This is a genomic window from Natrinema sp. CRL1, from assembly GCF_059162405.1.
The window spans coordinates 769,661-786,384 of record NZ_JBLVOY010000001.1; the positions used below are offsets into that span (position 1 = coordinate 769,661).

At 65.8% G+C, this 16,724-nt stretch carries 17 protein-coding genes; 6 read left to right on the forward strand and 11 right to left on the reverse strand.

The window, feature by feature from the left end; genetic code table 11:
• Positions 1-132: 132 nt before the first annotated feature.
• From ACJYUO_RS04030 to ACJYUO_RS04050, 5 genes are all read right to left on the reverse strand, one after another.
• Positions 133-1,284 (reverse strand): acyl-CoA dehydrogenase family protein, encoded by a 1,152-nt coding sequence (locus tag ACJYUO_RS04030; protein WP_494344112.1) that lies wholly within the window; start codon positions 1,282-1,284, stop codon positions 133-135.
• A 96-nt stretch (positions 1,285-1,380) separates the two neighbouring features.
• The gene (locus ACJYUO_RS04035; RefSeq protein WP_494344113.1) at positions 1,381-1,827 is read right to left on the reverse strand and encodes a hypothetical protein; all 447 of its coding nucleotides are present in this window, start codon (positions 1,825-1,827) and stop codon (positions 1,381-1,383) included.
• A 163-nt stretch (positions 1,828-1,990) separates the two neighbouring features.
• Positions 1,991-2,368, reverse strand: coding sequence for a cupin domain-containing protein (locus ACJYUO_RS04040; protein ID WP_494344114.1), 378 nt, complete (start codon positions 2,366-2,368; stop codon positions 1,991-1,993).
• Between the two features lie 108 nt (positions 2,369-2,476).
• Entirely contained in the window at positions 2,477-2,902 is a 426-nt protein-coding gene (gene nikR, locus ACJYUO_RS04045) for a nickel-responsive transcriptional regulator NikR (RefSeq protein WP_494344115.1), read from the reverse strand.
• A 97-nt stretch (positions 2,903-2,999) separates the two neighbouring features.
• Positions 3,000-3,770: a creatininase family protein gene (locus ACJYUO_RS04050; RefSeq protein WP_494344116.1), complete on the reverse strand. Its 771-nt coding sequence runs from the start codon at positions 3,768-3,770 to the stop codon at positions 3,000-3,002.
• A 743-nt stretch (positions 3,771-4,513) separates the two neighbouring features.
• Between ACJYUO_RS04050 and ACJYUO_RS04055 the strand changes: the two genes are divergently transcribed.
• Positions 4,514-5,323, forward strand: coding sequence for a mechanosensitive ion channel family protein (locus ACJYUO_RS04055; RefSeq protein WP_494344117.1), 810 nt, complete (start codon positions 4,514-4,516; stop codon positions 5,321-5,323).
• Between the two features lie 58 nt (positions 5,324-5,381).
• Here ACJYUO_RS04055 and ACJYUO_RS04060 read toward each other — a convergent pair whose 3' ends face one another.
• On the reverse strand, positions 5,382-5,915 hold the full coding sequence (locus tag ACJYUO_RS04060; RefSeq protein WP_494344118.1) for a hypothetical protein: 534 nt from the start codon (positions 5,913-5,915) through the stop codon (positions 5,382-5,384).
• Positions 5,916-6,053: 138 nt separating this feature from the next.
• On the opposite strand from ACJYUO_RS04060, the gene ACJYUO_RS04065 reads away from it, so the two are divergent.
• From ACJYUO_RS04065 to ACJYUO_RS04075, 3 genes are all read left to right on the forward strand, one after another.
• Positions 6,054-6,506: a DUF1467 domain-containing protein gene (locus tag ACJYUO_RS04065; protein ID WP_494344119.1), complete on the forward strand. Its 453-nt coding sequence runs from the start codon at positions 6,054-6,056 to the stop codon at positions 6,504-6,506.
• A gap of 218 nt (positions 6,507-6,724) precedes the next feature.
• Positions 6,725-10,276, forward strand: a complete 3,552-nt coding sequence (locus tag ACJYUO_RS04070) for a PAS domain S-box protein (RefSeq protein ID WP_494344120.1) — start codon at positions 6,725-6,727, stop codon at positions 10,274-10,276.
• Positions 10,277-10,342: 66 nt separating this feature from the next.
• Positions 10,343-10,786 (forward strand): hypothetical protein, encoded by a 444-nt coding sequence (locus ACJYUO_RS04075; protein WP_494344121.1) that lies wholly within the window; start codon positions 10,343-10,345, stop codon positions 10,784-10,786.
• Between the two features lie 87 nt (positions 10,787-10,873).
• Here ACJYUO_RS04075 and ACJYUO_RS04080 read toward each other — a convergent pair whose 3' ends face one another.
• Positions 10,874-11,542, reverse strand: a complete 669-nt coding sequence (locus ACJYUO_RS04080) for an O-methyltransferase (protein WP_494344122.1) — start codon at positions 11,540-11,542, stop codon at positions 10,874-10,876.
• Positions 11,543-11,610: 68 nt separating this feature from the next.
• On the reverse strand, positions 11,611-12,564 hold the full coding sequence (locus tag ACJYUO_RS04085; protein WP_494344123.1) for a mechanosensitive ion channel family protein: 954 nt from the start codon (positions 12,562-12,564) through the stop codon (positions 11,611-11,613).
• Between the two features lie 102 nt (positions 12,565-12,666).
• Between ACJYUO_RS04085 and ACJYUO_RS04090 the strand changes: the two genes are divergently transcribed.
• A complete protein-coding gene (locus ACJYUO_RS04090; RefSeq protein WP_494344124.1) occupies positions 12,667-13,113 on the forward strand; it encodes a dCTP deaminase/dUTPase family protein in 447 nt (148 codons plus the stop codon).
• A 70-nt stretch (positions 13,114-13,183) separates the two neighbouring features.
• Here ACJYUO_RS04090 and ACJYUO_RS04095 read toward each other — a convergent pair whose 3' ends face one another.
• The 3 genes from ACJYUO_RS04095 to ACJYUO_RS04105 form a co-directional block, all read right to left on the reverse strand.
• Positions 13,184-13,396 carry a hypothetical protein gene (locus tag ACJYUO_RS04095; RefSeq protein ID WP_494344125.1) on the reverse strand — a complete coding sequence of 71 codons (213 nt, stop codon included), beginning with the start codon at positions 13,394-13,396 and terminating at the stop codon, positions 13,184-13,186.
• A gap of 82 nt (positions 13,397-13,478) precedes the next feature.
• Positions 13,479-14,279, reverse strand: a complete 801-nt coding sequence (locus ACJYUO_RS04100) for an enoyl-CoA hydratase-related protein (protein WP_494344126.1) — start codon at positions 14,277-14,279, stop codon at positions 13,479-13,481.
• Complete coding sequence (locus ACJYUO_RS04105) at positions 14,279-15,847, reverse strand: long-chain-fatty-acid--CoA ligase (protein WP_494344127.1); 1,569 nt, start codon at positions 15,845-15,847, stop codon at positions 14,279-14,281. The genes ACJYUO_RS04100 and ACJYUO_RS04105 overlap by 1 nt, the downstream gene beginning before the upstream one ends.
• A gap of 214 nt (positions 15,848-16,061) precedes the next feature.
• On the opposite strand from ACJYUO_RS04105, the gene ACJYUO_RS04110 reads away from it, so the two are divergent.
• On the forward strand, positions 16,062-16,682 hold the full coding sequence (locus ACJYUO_RS04110) for a universal stress protein (RefSeq protein WP_494344128.1): 621 nt from the start codon (positions 16,062-16,064) through the stop codon (positions 16,680-16,682).
• Positions 16,683-16,724: the final 42 nt, after the last annotated feature.

The window sequence follows — 16,724 nt, forward strand, 5'->3', positions numbered from 1 at the left end:
CTGATTTCGGACATCTCCATTGAACGGGTGGTCTATCGAGACACACGACGCCGAACGTGATTGTTCTTTTGCCCAACCGGTATCGACCGGGGGAACGTGCTGTCCGGTCTCTCGGGGGTGATTTCACGGGTTTCAGGGCGCTTGTCCGTAGATCAGGTTGCGCTGGATTTCGTTTGCCCCCTCGTAGATCACCGGGATTCGTGCATCGCGGAAGACGCGGGCGATCCGGCGCTCGTCCAAGACCGAGCGGCCGCCGTGGAACTGCATCCCCTGCTCGGAGACGTCGACGGCGGTCTCGGTCGCCTTCGTCTTCGCCATCGCGGCCCAGTAGCCTGCGTTGTCCTCGTTTGTGACTTTCTCCCGGGCGCGCCACGTGAGCGTCCGAGCGCTCTCGAACTCGAGGAGCATGTCGGCGAGGCCATGTTGGACCGACTGGAAGTCGCTGATCGTCCGCCCGAACTCCTCGCGGTCGTGGGTGAACTCCCACGCCTCCTCAATGGCGGCCGCGGCGATACCCAGCCCGTGACCGGCGACAGCGATACGGCCGTGATTGAAGAAGTCCGCGAGCAGCATGAAACCGTCTCCCTCGCTGCCGATGATGTTTTCCTCGGGGATCCGGCAGTCGTCGAACTCGATGTGGGCCTGCTTCGAGGCGCGCATCGCCATCTTCTCGGGGATGTGTTCGGCCTCGTAGCCGTCCGTGTCGGTCGGTACGATGAACATCGAGTGGTTACCGTAGCGGTTGTCCTCGTCGTCGCCGGTGCGGGCGTAGAGCGTGATCCAGTCGGCTTCGACGCCGTTGCCGATCCAGTACTTCTCGCCGTTGATGACGTACTCGTCGCCGTCTTTCTCGGCCGTGGTCTGCATCCCCGCGAGGTCGCTGCCGGTGTCGGGCTCCGAGACTGCAAGCCCAGAGCGTTGCTCGCCCTCCGCGACCGGGCGGATGTACTGTTCGCACTGCTCGTCGGTGCCGTGTTCGTAGGTGATCTCGCAGCCGAAACTGGCGAGTTGCAGCGTCAGTGCGATCCCCGCGTCGGCCCGGTAGAACTCCTCCGTCATCGCGAGCAACTGGGCCAGATCCAGTCCTCGACCGCCCCACTCTTCTGGAATGTCTTGGGCGACGAGATTCGCCTCCCGGCCGGCCTCGAGGATCTCCTCCGGATACTCCCCCGACTGGAAATACTTCTGTGCGTTGGGTTCGATGTGTTCGCGCGCGAACTCGCGGGCTTCGGCTTTGATATCGCGTGCGTGCTCCGGGACGATGCTGTCGTCGAGTAGTTCCATGTTTCGTCCCACGGGCGCTCGGTGGAAATATTCGGGGGACAATATCGCAACCCGCGACGGACTTCGGCGGATGCGAATCGCGGTCTCCCGCCCGTGCTATCGGACCATCCGGACGAATTCCGCCAGCGAATCCGCGGCGTCTGCGTGTCCCTCGAGCAGATAGATATCCCAGACGAGATCGGCAAGCAGGTGCACGTAGAGGACGGCTCCGGTCACGATCGCCAGCGGGACGCTGGCCAGCGCGACCGCCGGGACAGCGACCCCGGCGATGAGGACGTGGCTCAGCAATCGCGAGAGGACGCCGACGTCACCGGGGTCGAAGATCTCGGACTGATCGGTCGCCGCCGTGCCGGGATTGGCCAGACAGAACCGAACGGCCTCCCAGTCCCCGGTCTTGAACCGGGCGATGAGGAAGTGATCGAGATCGATGAAGACGCCGACAGCGGTGCCGTAGGCGATGACGACCGCGGCCGGGACGGCGTAGCCGAAAAGTGAGACCGGCGGGAGCAACACGGTCAGGAGTCCGGCGACGACGACCGACACGGCCGCGTGGTGTTTTGAGTAAATCTGGGCTCACCTACGGACGACGTGTACGCGATCCCACTAAACCGTCCCGCCGCCGTTCGATTCGGCGGGCAGAGTCGTCCGTCGGCAGTCCGGAATCGACCGAAAATACTCTCACCACAGCCTCGAGCCCGAGCCGAAATCAGCCGGCGAAGCCGGAGAGCAACCATTCGTCGCCGTCGCCGTCCTCGTCGGCGATACTCGGCGCGCTCACGAGGACGAACGCGCTCTCGCGGTCGCCGTTGCGGATCTGGCGCGTCGATTCGGGCGGGATCCACAGCGCGTCGCCGGTCTCCATCGCGACCGGCTCGTCGTCGACGACGACCGTCGCGTCGCCCTCGATGAGGACGTAGATCTCCTCGTGTTCGTTGTCGGTGTGGTCGTGGGGCTTGCTGTTCCAGCCGGGATCACACCGAGCCACCGTGACCCCCACCTGCTCGGTCTCGAGCGGATCGCTGAGAAAGTGCATCGCACTCGAGACCTGCTCGACCTCCTCGTAGTTGACTTTCCGGTATGACATGTGTCCTCATTCGGGGGGACGACAGTAAAACTACGCGTTCCGTTTCGGTCCGTGTTGTTTCGACAGCGGACACCCTCCGATTCGTGAGATTCCGACCGAGCGCCGGCGCTACTCCTGTGCGAGCGGGTTGAAGCTATCGACCGGGATGACGGAGTAGTCGACGGTCAGCGCGTCCCTGGTCGCCCGGATCTTCCCGACGAACGTCGAGATGTCCTCGAGTTCGCCCTCGAGGACGAACAGTTCCATGCAGTAGTGGTCGCCGACGTGGCTGTGGAAGTTCGAGGCGACGAGGTCCTCGTGTTCGTGGCGCAGGTGCATCATCCGCTCTTCGACGCTCGTTGTCTCGTAGTCGAATAACACCGTGACGATCCCCATGAGATCTCGGTCCTCGAGTCGGCTGTCCTCGAACTCCCCGAGGAGGTTGCGCGAGGCCTCCCTGACGACTTCGCTTCGACCGGTGTAGCCGTGTTCCTCGGAAAACTGATCGAGTCGCTCCAAGAGCTCGTCCGGCATCGAGACGCTGACGACTGCCATATAATAACCTGTGGGACGATTTCTATTAAGGATTATCATCACCGTCGACCGCGAGCGGCGTCCCGAGGCGGCCGTGGGAGCGTTCCAACGCGACGGCTTAGACGTGGTCCCGTGGGAGCAGGTCCTCGAACTCCTGCGCTGCGAGCCACTCACAGAGGGAGACGAGTTGGTCACTCGCCGCCTCGAACAGCTGTCGCCCCTTCTCCGCCGAGGCATCGGTCTGATCGCCCAGCACACCGTTTTCGGTGTTGTCCGCCGCGTCGTAGAACGTCCGCGACCCGTGTTTGACCGTCTCGGCCGCTTCGACGCTTGGAATCCCGGTGTCTCTGGCCTCCTCGAGTCGGTCATCGTGGACTAACTCGGGTTCGAGGTACTGGATCAGCGAGGTCTCCTTCGGGCCGCCGTGGGGGCCGTTCTGCTCGAAGAGGTCATCGACGAGGTCCGAAATCGATTCGTCCCACATCCACTCGATCGCGTAGGCGACCTCGTCCTGTCGGAGCCGGGCTCCCACTTCTCGGAGGTGCGGGATGTTCCCGCCGTGGGCGTTCACGTAGATCACCCGGTCGATGCCGTGGGACGTGAGGTTCCGCGTCAGTGACTCCATATACGATCGAAACGCCGGCGGTTCGACCCACATCGTGCCGTGGAACTGCCGGTGGTGACCGCTGACGCCGATATTGATCGTCGGCGTACAGAGGTAGCCGGTCCGGCCGGCGACCTCCCGGGCGAACGCCTCTCCGATCAAGTGGTCGGTCGCCTCGGGCAGGTGCGGCCCGTGCTGTTCCGTCGAACCGAGCGGCACGAGCGCGAGCGATTCCGAGTCGAAGTACGTCTCGAGGTCGGGCCACGCTTCGTCGGCGAGGTACATACTCATCCGTCGTGTCCGGATCACCAATAGCGTACCGCGGGAATTCGGCCCGCGATCGACTGAAACGAGACGAGAGTGGTCGGTCCGCGATCCGACGACGGTCGGAAACCGCAATTTCAGGGGGTAACGAAGCCGCCAACGGACGACCCCGGTAATACGTGCTTACCACGGACGGGATTTGCGGGGGGTGCGTAGCCGGTTCGCTACTGCCTTCCTCCGACGAATCGACCGGTATCGCCGCGCATTCGGCGTTCTGTTCGAAATCGGGCACCCGAACGTAGCGGTCCGTTTGCATTTTCACCACGACTAATCAGTATCGAAAACAACCCAATTCGGGAGCGGTTGCACCCGCCTCGAGTCGCGGCCGATCGCGCGCGACCCGATTGTTCGGCCCGCACTCGAGACGGAGTTCGTCGTCTTGCAGTGAGTGAAATCGGACACGTTCGGTCGGCCGACGACGGCGGCGGTTCCCGATCGTTCGACGGGGCTCATTGTTCCACCGCCGCGCTGGCTTCCAATACGCGTTTATCGACTGACGGAGCGGGGGTCGTGCCCGGAGCGATCGCGATCGGTCTCGTGAGTTCGGTCGGGACCCCTATCGATCCGTCACGGTACAGTCGGCCCGCAATTCGCGGTAACGGACACTTCAATCGTCGCGGTCGCGGCCGGCGTTACACGTTGGTTTCATTAGCATTTGATATGCACTCAATTACGAAGGGCGACCGACGACTACTGATTCGGACATGGTATCACCGTACCTTGCCCAAGCACAGGTTCCCGACTGGCTCCAAGACCCAGTAGCGGAACTGATCACGTTCCTCCCGCGGTTGGTCGGCGCGCTGATCATCCTCGCGATCGGCTGGGTCCTCGGCCGCGTCGCAGCGGGTATCGTCCGACGGCTCGCTGATGGGATCGAACTCGATCGGATGGTCCTCGAGACGCCGCTGGGCCGGATACTCGGCGGCACGGAACGAGCGGTCTCGAGCGCATTTGGCTCGCTGGCGAAGTGGTTCGTCTACGGTCTCGCGATCCTCGCAGCCGCGAACGCGCTCGCGATCGCGACGCTTTCGCAGTGGATCTCGACGGCGGTCTCGTACCTGCCGGCCTTTATTGCGGGGCTGCTCGTCATCACGTTCGGGTTCGTCGTGGCAGACTTCATCGGCGACGCCATCGAACGGACGCGCGCGGCCACCGAAACCGCCTACACCAGCTGGTTCGCCAACGGGGCGCGGATGTTCCTCTACTTCACGGCGATCGTCATCGGCCTCGATACGATGGGGATCGACGTCGCTATCCTCTACGTGTTCGCGCGAGCGCTCGCATGGGGACTCGGCGCGGCCCTCGCCATCGGCGCGGGCGTCGCCTTTGGCTGGGGCGGCAAGGACTACGTCTCCGAAAACATCGGCCGATGGATGAACCGGACCAGCGAAGTTGCACCGAGCGAGGGCGACACCGCCGGCCGCTCTCGCAGCGGCGAGCGGACCGGTAGCAGTCCGAGCACCGATCGCGAACCCGGCTCCGAACCCGGTCCCGGACCGAGCGACGACGACTGATCGCACGGCGACCGATCACGTGAGATCGCCCGCAGTCGCTATCGACCGCGCTCCGCGGTCAGTTCGCTTCGATTTCGGCCGCCGGTCGGTCCCGTACCGACTCCTCGGCTTTCTCCGGTGGAAACAGCGGTTTGACCGGGACGATCACGTGGGCTCGCACGAGTCCCCCGTCGTTCCGTCGCCATTTTTTGAGATGTGATAGCGAGTGCGTTCCGGCGTAGCCGTCCTCGATTCGCTCACAGATCGCCTCGAAGGCCTCCCCGTCGAACTGTTCGGCGGCGACGGGATCCGAGACGACCGCGACGCTCCCGCGCCGGGCGTAGACGTCGAGGCGTCCTTCGAACGCGTGCTCGAGGGCCTCGATCCAGTCGTGGATCTCGCCGACCGTCGGGCGGTCCGGTGCCGTCGGAAAAGTGATCGACGCCTGATACCGGTCGGGTTCGGCCCGGACGTGGCGTTGCCAGAGTCGTCGCAGGGACCGTGCAGTTCCGACGCCCGGCGCTCGAGAGAGCGCACGAGTCGCTCGATCGGTCGCGGTCGACACGCGTCCTCGGAGGGTCGTCAGGGATTCGGCTCGGTCGCGTTCCCTCATTCGTTCTCACCTGCGAGTTGCGGGCACCGGTAATACGTCCTTTGTTGTGGCCGCGAGGCCGACCGGCAGTCGCCGGTCGGCGGACGGCACCGTCGGTTCGCGAGAGTTTTGTACAATCACCCACTACCTCGGGTCAGTATGCCTCGTTCAGGGAACCGCCCCTCGCGTTCGATCCTCGCCGGCTCCGTGGCGCTCGTCGCCGTCGGCGTCGCGGTTAATACCGGCTTTGACGCTTCGCTCCGAACGGTCCCCGCGCTCCTGTTGATCGCGCTCGGTATCGCCGGCGTCACGAGCGCCGAAAGCGACTCCGGGACGGCCCGGCTCCGGCGCGCCGCGAAACGGTGGTGGCTCCTCGCGTTCGCGGCCTTCTTCCCCTACGCGCTGGCGACGGCCCCGGCGAGCGAGTCCGCCGCGGCGGTTGGCAGCGCGTTTTCCGGCCCGATCGTTGGCCTCACCCTCGAGTCGATCGCCGGCGCGGCGGTCCTCTGTGCGGTGTCACTGACCGTCTGTTATGGCTTCGCCCGGTACGGCATCCACCCGGGTCGACCGACGCCCGAGGAGCGGGTTCTTTCGGGTAGCGGCGACGACTGAGCCGGATTACTGTCCCGATTTCCCGGCGAAAGCCCAGAGCGGTCGGGGTTGCCCGGGTACTGACGGACAGTAGACCGTCTGACGCCGGACCGGCGTTTGTCGGCCGACCGTCGACGAGCCCCCCATCTCGAGTCAGTCGAATCGGCGCTATCGTCGCGTCCGTCCCTGAGACGAGTGGCAGCGCTGGACTTATCCGTCAGAACGGCTTCCTCTCTCTAATGACTGAACGGGCTGAGCCGGCGGATCTAGCCCCCTGGAACGACGGCGACGAGCGGGCGGCCTGCCAGTGGTACCGGACCCTCGTCGAGACGGTTCCGGGCGGCGTCTTCCAACTCGACGCCGACGACCGGATCGTCGCGGTCGACGACGCGCTCCTCGAGTTGACGGCCGCCCGCCGGGAGGCGCTCCGCGGCGAACACGTCTCGGTGCTGCTCGGCGGCGACGGCGTCGAAGCCCTCGAGCGCGCCCCGGAATCGGGCGTTGCCACGTTCGAGCAATCGGTTCGAACGGTTGCAGACACGGCGATTCCCTGCGAACTACGGCTCGGGACAGTTCCGGCCGCCGACGGCCGGCGAGGGACGATCGGCATCGTTCGCGAACTCGAGCCCCGAGAGAGTGACCGAGGATCGCAAACGGTGACGGATGCCACGGGACCGGAGACGGGGACGAAGGCGGCCGACCGGGCCACATCCGCATCGGAGTCGGACCCGAACCCGGAACTGAAGCCGGAGCACTCCCTCGCACCACCGCTCGAACCGATTACCGCGGTGATCGAGGAGGCCGACGTGGGCGTCTTCGTCCTCGACGACGAGTTCGAGGTGGCGTGGATCAACGACGCCGCCGAACGATACTTCGGGCTCGACTCGAGAGACGTGATCGGCCGGAACAAAAGGCGATTGATCGACGAGACGATCAGCGAGCGGGTCGCCGACCCGGAGCGGTTCGCCGGGATTCTCGAGTCGACCTACGATACGAACAGCGACTCCGAGCGCTTCGAGTGCCACGTCACGGCGGGCGAACGTCGCGAGGAACGCTGGCTCGAGCACCGCAGCAAGCCGATCGACTCCGGCCCGTACGCTGGCGGCCGCGTCGAACTCTACTACGACGTCACCGAACAGCACCGGCGTGCCTATCAGCTCCGCCGGCTGAACGAGGCCGTCCGCGAGTGGCTCGGTGCCGACACGCGCGAGGCGGCCGCCGAGCAGGCCTGTCAGCACCTCGTCGATATTCTCGATCTCGAGATCAACGGCGTCTTCCTCCACGATCCGGAACGGAATGTCCTCGAGCCGGTCGCGTGGTCCGAGCCGGCCGCGGCCCTGTTCGACGAACTGCCCACGTTCGCGGCGGGCGAGGGGATCGCGTGGCGCGTCTTCGAGTCCGGCGACCCGGTTATCTACGACGATGTCACGGACGATTCCGACGTGTACAATCCTGACACGCCGATACGGGGCGAGATCTGTCTGCCGATCGGCGACCACGGCATCGTCATCATCGGCTCCGAAGAGCGGACAGCGTTCGACGACGGCGACCGCTCGCTCGCGAAGATCGTCGCCTCGAGTCTCGAGGTGACCTTCGACCGGATCAGCCACGAACGGACCCTCGAGCGCGAGCGGTCCCAGACCGAAACCATCCTCCGGACCGCGCCGGTCGCGATCTCGGTCGAGGACGACGAGGGGGAGACGGTGCTTGCAAACCGCCACGCACAGACGACCCTCGGTCTCGGCGACCGCGAGCCACTCGGCGAGACCGAACTACTCGCACAGCAGACCGTCACCGACGCCGACGGGAACCCGCTCGAGCCCGACCGCGGCCCCTCGGCCCGGGTCAGGGAAACCGGCGACCCGGTCACCGACGAGGAACTCGTCTTCGAGGACGAGACGGGAGCGCGGACGTGGTACTCCGTCACCGCGGTCCCCGTCTTCGATCGCGACGGCGCACTCGAGCGGGTCATCTCCGCCGGCGAGGACATCACGGCGCTCAAAGAACACGAGCGCCGCCTCGAACGCCGCAAGCGCGAACTCGAGACCGAACTGAGCGAGATCCTCGGCCGCGTCTCCGACGCGTTCTACGCGCTCGACGACGAGTGGCGGTTTACCCTCGTCAACGACCGCGCCACGGAACTGCTCGGCTACTCGGAAACGGAACTCCTCGGCGAGAAGATCTGGGAGCGATTCCCCAGCGGGACGCGGTCCGATCTCATCGATCGCTACGAGCGGGCGATGAAAACCCAACAGCCCCAGTCGTGGGAGCGCTACTCCGACTCGCTGGACATCTGGATGGAGATTCAGGCCTACCCCTCCGAAACGGGCCTATCGGTGTACTTCCGGGACATCTCCGACCGGAAAGAGCGGGAGCAACAGCTAGAGCAGTACGAGCGGATCATCGAAACGGTCGAAGACGGGATCTACGCGCTCGACGAGGCCGACCGGTTCACGATGGTCAACGACGCGTATGCCGAGCTCACCGGCTACGATCGCGACGAGTTGCTCGGAAACCACGCGTCGGTCGTCGTCGACGAACCCATCATGGCCCTCGCCGAGGAGGTCGCGACCGACGAGAGCGGCGAGCCGACGCTCGAGACGACACTCGAGACGAAGTCCGGCGAGGAGCGGCCGATCGAAGCGACGGTCACGTCGATCACGAGCGCCGAGACCGGGACCGGACGGATCGGCGTCGTCCGGGACATCACCGAGCGCCGAGAGCGCCAGCGCAGACTCGAGGCCAGCGAGCAGCGCTACCGCACGCTCGCCGAGAACTTCCCGAACGGGATCGTCGCGCTGTTCGACGACGACCTGCGGTACACGGCCGCTGGCGGCCGGCTCCTGGGCGAACTCGGTATCGACCGGGAGGCAGCGGTCGGGCAGACGATCCACGAGCGCTACGCCGACGACCTGCTCGCCGAGATCGAACCCCATTTCCGGGCCGCCCTCGAGGGCGAGGAACGCACCTTCGAGATCCAGCAGTACGGTCGAGAGCTTCGCGCCCACACCCTCCCGGTCCGGGCTGGAGACGAGGTTACCGCCGGCATGCTCGTCATCCAAGACATCACCGAGCGCACGAAGTACCAGCGCCGACTCGAGGAATCGAACGAGCGTTTGGAGCAGTTCGCCTACGCGGCCTCCCACGACCTCCAGGAGCCCCTGCGGATGGTGACGAGCTACCTGCAGTTGATCGAGAACCGCTACGCCGAGGATCTCGACGCCGACGGCCAGGAGTTCATCGAGTACGCCGTCGACGGAGCCGAGCGCATGCGCGAGATGATCGACGGTCTCCTCGAGTACTCTCGGGTCGAAACGCAGGGCGACCCGCTCGAGCCCGTCGACCTCGAGGCGGTCATCGAAGACGTTCGCGAGGACCTGCAGTTCAGGATCGAGGAAGCGGACGCCGAGATAACGGTCGAGACACTGCCCCGCGTGACCGGCGACGCGAGCCAGCTACGGCAGGTGTTCCAGAACCTGCTGTCGAACGCGATCGAGTACAGCGGCGACGAGCCGCCGCGGATTCACGTCGGGGCCGAGCGCGACGGCAGGAACTGGGAACTCTCCGTCCGCGACGAGGGGATCGGCATCGATCCCGACGATCAGGAGCGGATCTTTCAGGTGTTCCAGCGCCTGCACAGCCACGAGGAACACGCCGGCACCGGAATCGGCCTCGCGCTCTGTCACCGGATCGTCGAGCGCCACGGCGGCGAGATTAGCGTCGACTCCGAACCGGGCGAGGGCGCGACGTTCTCCGTGACGCTGCCGGCCGCCGACGGCGCGGTGGCGTAGCTCGGTTCGAAGGCTGCGGTCAGCCAACAGCTATATATCCGACCGCCTACTCAACCCGGCAAAGCGGTGCACGACGTGATTCCGACAATACTCGGTTCGGACCGATCCCTGCTCGCCGCCTCGCTCGCCTGTTTCGCCGTCGCCGGCGTCGCAAACGCCGCCGTCGACGGAGCCGGATTATCCCTCGGAGCCACCGCACTCGCCATCGCGGGCGTCTATTGTGTCGCTCGCTACGCTCAATCGGTTACCCGGCGAGCGCTCGCCCTGACGGCACTCGGGTTCTGGCTCGCGTTCCTCGGCGTCGCCGGCGGGCACGCCGTCGGCCTCGAGACGATCGGCTCCGTCGCGCCGGGCCCCGCGGGGGCGACGGTCGTCGCGCTCACCGCGGTCACGTGGGCGACGCTGCTGGCCGCCGCCGGCTCGACGATCTTCCTCGGATTTCGGGAGTACGGCTCCCCGGCTCCGGCCGACGAACGGATGCTCGACGGCGAAACCTCCGACTCGCTCTGAGCGACAATCGCTGTTTTCTCACCGACGGTGGATTCTCGCTGGCGAACCGCCGACAGACTCGAGACCGCTCTCCTCGCGGCTTCGGGCTCACTCGACGCGGTAACTCACCGCGATTCCCTCGCCCAGCGGGACGATGATCGTCTCGAAGGCCGGATCGGCGCGAACCGCCTCGAGGTAGTCGATAATGCCCTGCGTGTGCTCGTTGACCGCTGCCGGCGCGGTGCCCTCGGCCCACTCGAGTAAGTCGTCGAAGTCGACGACGCTGGCCGTGATCGCGTTGTCCGCGACGACGACACCGCCGACGGGAACGTCCTCGCAGACCGCTTCGAACGCGTCCGCGTAGCGTTCCTTCTGGTGATCGATCAGAACGATATCGAAGGGACCGTCGTAGCGATCGATCGTCGCCATGGCGTCGCCGAGTTCGTATCGCGCAACGCCGTCGTAGCCGCCCGCGGCCATGTACTCGCGGGCGAGGTCGAGTTCGTCCTCGTCGACTTCGGTGAGGACGATTTCGCCGTCGTCGGGCAGGGCCTCTGCGAACCAGTAGGCCGAGTAGCCGTAGCCCGAGCCGAACTCGAACACGCGCTCGGCCCCGTTCAGGCGGGCGACGAACCGGAGGAACGCGCCGACTCCGGGGCCGACGTGGGGGAATCCCTCGGCGGCGGCGAACTCGTCCATCTCGAGCAGCGTCTCGTCGGGGTTCGGACCGGCCGCGCGAACGAAGCGAGCGATTTCGTCGGACAGAACGTCGGTCATACTCCCGTATACGTCCGCCAGCCCATAGGTTTCGGGGAGCGGGAACCGCGCCGGCGGCACGGTGTTCGCTACCGGTTTCGGCTCACCGGGAAGGACACGCGATCGGGATGTTCGTTGAATCGCTCGAGGACGCGCTCGTAGAGGTCGTTTTTGACCGCCTGTCCGCGCCGCGGGTGGACGAGATAGCGGAGTCGGAGTTCGACCCACGACTCCTGCTGGACGACGTTGACCGACGGCCGGTCGCGAACCTCGAGTTCGACCGGCGTCTCCTCTAAGAGTTCGCGGTAGCGGGCGATGTTTTTGGCCATGCGATCGCCCAGATAGTCGTCCGCGACGTCGATCAGTTCCTGCCGGGCAAAGGCGAGGTCGGTCTCGTAGGAGAGCTGAATCGAAATCTCGTTCCAGACGTAGGGGAACTTGTCCCACGAGTAGTTGTAGACCTCCGAGGAGAGCACGGTGCTGTTGGGGAGGGTGACGACGCGGCCGGAGGGCTGGTTCGAGGAGACGAGTTCGCCGTTGATCTCCCAGAGGGTGGTGACGAGGAAGTCGACCTCGATCACGTCACCTTTGGCGTCGCCGATCCGGACGCGGTCGCCGACCTGATAGGGCCGCTTGATCATGATGTAGAACCAGCCCATCAGCGAGAACAGCGGCTGCTGGAGCGCGAAGGTGATCGCGAAGCCGACGACGCCGAGCGAGAAGAGCACGCCGAGCCACTGCTCGGTGAGGACCCCGAGCAGGCCGATGACGGCGACCGCACCCAGTCCGAACCGGAGCACGTTCCGCGCGTCGTGGGCCCGGCGCTTGCTCTCGATCCGTTGGACCAGCAGATGCCGCGTGACGTGATAGAGCCCGTAGCTGCCGGCGACGATGGCAACCACCAACAGGGCTTTCCGGGCGATGACGGCTCCGGCGATTTCCCCGATCGACAGCCACGCCGGATCCAGCGCCGGCACCGCGTTCGCGGCGACGGCGGCGACGGCCGCGACGGCCAGCCCACACCAGCCGAGGAGTCTGTTCACTCGAGCGGATTGATAGGCTCGCGGCAAAACACTTGTGCTCAGTCCGGTCCGAGCCGCCGGCACGGTATCCTTTTTGTTCTCGCAACCGTCATGTCGACCGATATGCCCGCCGAACACCCACTCGCCGACGCCGTCGACAATCTGGTATCCGAGCCGGTACAGGTCCACGACCACGGGATCGATCTGACGGTCAGCGCCGTCTACGAGGTGGCCGCTCCCGGGCGACTCGACTTCGGCGGCGACGAACTGGCCGACGCCGACCTCGAGCCGGTGCCGACGGAACTCGAAAATCCCCACGACGAGTACGGCTGGTGGAACCTCGAGGGCGGCCAGTACGTGATCCAGCACAACGAGTTCCTCACCGACCTCGAGGGGGCGGCACAGCTCCAGCCGCGCAACGAGTTGCTGGCCCGCGGCGGGTCCCACCCCTCGATGCAGGTCCGAGACCACCTGCCCCTGATCCCGCTGACGGTGGCCGACGGCGGCCTCCGACTCAAGGAGAACGCGCGGGTGTCGACGCTGGTGGCGCTCGGTGCAGACGCGCAGTAACGACCGCCGGCCAGCGCCGGCTCACCGCTGGCTTGCTGCCGGCTCGACGGACCGTCTCGAGCGGGCGCGGCTACGAGTCGTCGGCGAGGTGCTCGACGGCCACGACCAGCCGATAGAACAGTTGGAGCAGGATCACGGACAGGATGAGGGCGAGCGGGAGGATCGAAAACACGAGGACACTTCCGGGGCTGAGGAGTCCGTATACCGAACTCGCGAGCCAGAGGAGCCCGATGGCAACGCCCGCGGGGGACTGTATCTGCTCCCGAAGCGAGGCTGGCGGCATAGGTCTACGTTCTAACAGCTTCGTGAAAATAATTTCGGACCGCTAACAGAACGCCGAGGCGAAATCTCGACTGCGAGCGCGCCTATCGGCCGTCGAACTCGGGCTCGCGATCCTCAAGGAAGGCGGTGACGCCCTCTTCGTGGTCTTCAGTCTCGAAGACGATCCCCTGTGCGACGGCCTCGTCGGTCAGGGCCTGCTCGAGGGATTTGTTCAGCCCTTCGCCGACCAGTCGGTTGGCGTGGCGCAGGGCGATCGGCGGCCCGGAGACGACCTTCTCGACGAACTCGTCGGCCCGCTCGTCGAACTCGTCGGCGTCGTAGACGTGGTTGACCAGGCCGAGATCCGCCGCGCGCTCGGGGCCGAAGATGTCGCCGGTCAGGACGAGTTCCTTCGCGACGTTCTCGCCGACGATCCGGGGCAGCAGATAGGAGGTGCCGGCGTCGACGCTCAGGCCGACCTGTCGGAAGACGAAACCGAAGGCGGCGTCCTCGCTGGCCAGTTGGATATCACACGCGATCGCGAGGTTCGCGCCGGCACCGACGGCGGCCCCGTCGATCAGCGCCACCGTCGGGATCGGGAACTCGACCAGTCGCCCGATCAGTTCGTTCGTCGACCGCTCGAGGCGGCGCACCCGCTCGTCCGCGGGGATGTCGTCCTCGATGGCCTCAGTCATCCGCTCGATGTCGCCGCCGGCGGAGAACGAGCCGCCCGAGCCCTGCAGGACGACGACGCGGGCGTCGCTGCCCTCGATCTCGTCGAGGGCCTCGGAGATCCCGGTGCTGATCTCCGCGGAGAGCGCGTTCCGTCGGTCGGGCTGGTTGAGCGTGATCGTCGCGGCTCCGTCCGCCTCGATCTCGAGGCGGACCGCATCACCGAGCGCCATCAGTCGTCGCTCTCCCCTTCGCGGAGTTTGAACTTCTGGACCTTGCCCGTGGTCGTTCGGGGGAGTTCCTCCACGAACTCGACCTCACGCGGGTGTTTGTACTCCGCGAGATTGGTCAGACAGTACTCCTTTATTTCTTCCTCGGTCACGTCGCCGTCGGGCGTGCGGACGACGAAGGCCTTGACGGTCTCGCCGCGGCGCTCGTCGGGGATGCCGGCCACGGCGGCGTCGGCCACGTCCTCGTGTTCGAAGAGGAGTTCCTCGACTTCCCGCGGGTAGACGTTGTAGCCGCCGGTGACGATCATGTGTTTCTCGCGGTCGACGACGTAGAAGAAGCCGTCCTCGTCGTGGTAGCCGATGTCGCCGGTGTGGAACCAGCGACGGCCCCCCTCCTCGGTGAAGGCCTCCTCGTTTGCCTCGGGCAGGCCGTAGTAGCCTTTCATGACGTTCGGCCCGGCGACGACGATCTCGCCGGTGATCTCGTGAAGGTCGGCCTCCTCCTCGTCGACCGGACCTTTTTCGACTGGCGGGACCTCGCCGAAGTCGTCGTCAACCACTTTCGAGTCGACGCCGGGAACCGTCTTCCCGATGCTGCCGACGCGACGGCCCTCGATCGGGCTGTTGAAGTGGGTGATCGGGCTGGTCTCGGTCAGGCCGTACCCCTCGTAGATCTTCGGCTCGTAGAGTTCCTCGAACTGGCGCAGAACTTCGACCGGAATGCCCGAGCCGCCGACGCCACAGAGCCGCAGCGAGGACATGTCGAACTCCTCAGCGTTGGGCTGGTTGATGACGTCGTTGTACATCGCCGGCACGCCGTGCATGATCGTCAGCTGTTCGTCCTCGATCAGCGAGACGGCGTCTTGGGCGTCCCAGGATGCCATCGGATAGTACGCCCCGCCGTTGAACAGCGCCGCGTTCATCGTGACCGTCATCCCGTAGATGTGGAACAGCGGCAGCACGCCGAGCGATTTGTCGTCCGGTCGGATCCCGTCGGGGATGAGCTTCGCCGCGGCCTTCGCGTTCGACGACAGGTTCTCGTGGGTAAGCTGAACACCCTTCGGCTGCCCGGTCGTCCCGGACGTGTAGGGCTGGACCGCGACATCGTCGTCGGCCCGGTCGGCGATGTCCGGATCGGCCGGCTCGAGGAATTCCTCGAGTTCGGTCGCGCCCTCGGCCTCGCCGCCGATACTGACCACGTGTTCGACACTGGTCTCGTCTTGGACTTCTGTGACGAAGGGGACGAGATCGGCCAGCGCGACGACGACTTTCGCCTCGCTGTCCCCGAGCAAGTGACCGATCTCGCGGGCCTTGTACTGCGGGTTCATCGGGACGACGACCCCGCCGGCGCGAAGCGTCCCGTGGAAGGCGATCAGGAACGGCGGAACGTTCGGGAGATAGAGCGCGACGCGGTCGTCCTCGCCGACCCCCCGTTCCTCGAGTGCGGCCGCGAACGCCCCCGTCTGTCCCCAGAATTCATCGTAGCTCGTCTCGGACCCCTGATACCCGATCGCGGTGTTGTCGCCGTGTTCCGCGACGGCGTCCGCGACGTTAGTGACAAGATTTGTCATGCTCCGTGCGATACGTTTCCGTGTATCGTAAAAAAGATTTACATCGTTCGGTCTTATCGGCGATTTTTCTTACCAGCGATAACATGGGTAGCGGTCAGTCGTCGCTGGGACGGGAGCGCACCCGAGCCCGCGATCACCCGCCGGTCGACTCGTTTGCCAGTCGCCGGTGAGGACTCGAGGGTATTTACCGCCGCGCTCCGAATCCCGCTGTGTCATGTATCAGGACATCCTGGTCCCGACGGACGGGAGCGACGGGACCCGTCAGTCGCTTACGCACGGGTTGACGATCGCGGACCGCTTCGACGCGACGGTCCACGCGCTGTCGATCGTGCCGGAAGGACCGCTCGGCACGCTCCAGACCGACGAAGCGATTCCGGCCGCCGAACGGGCGGTCGAGCGCGTCGAGGCCGAAGCGAAGCGGGAGGGCGTCGACGCCGTCACGGCGGTCGAACGAGGCGTGCCCCACGAGGAAATCCTCGCCTACGCCGACGAGCACGGGATCGACATGATCGTCATGGGGACACAGGGCCGGACCGGACTCGACCGGGTGCTGGTCGGCAGCGTCACCGAGCGAATCGTCCGGATGGCCGACGTGCCCGTCGTGACTGTCCGACTGAACGACGAGATCCGGATCGAAGACGCCGACGAGGCGGCCCGGATCGCTCGAAAGACAGCCGAACAGGAGGGCTACGACGAGGTGACCGTCCTCGAGGACCCGCATCGAACCAGCGCCTCGTGGATCGTCCCGCTCGAGACCGACGCAGGGCCGGTTCACGTCCACGTCGATGCGATCACGAGCGAGGCCCGCATCGGGCGGGGACCGGAGACCGAATAAGCCCGCCTCAGCAGGTGGCACACTGATCGAGCCAGACTGGAC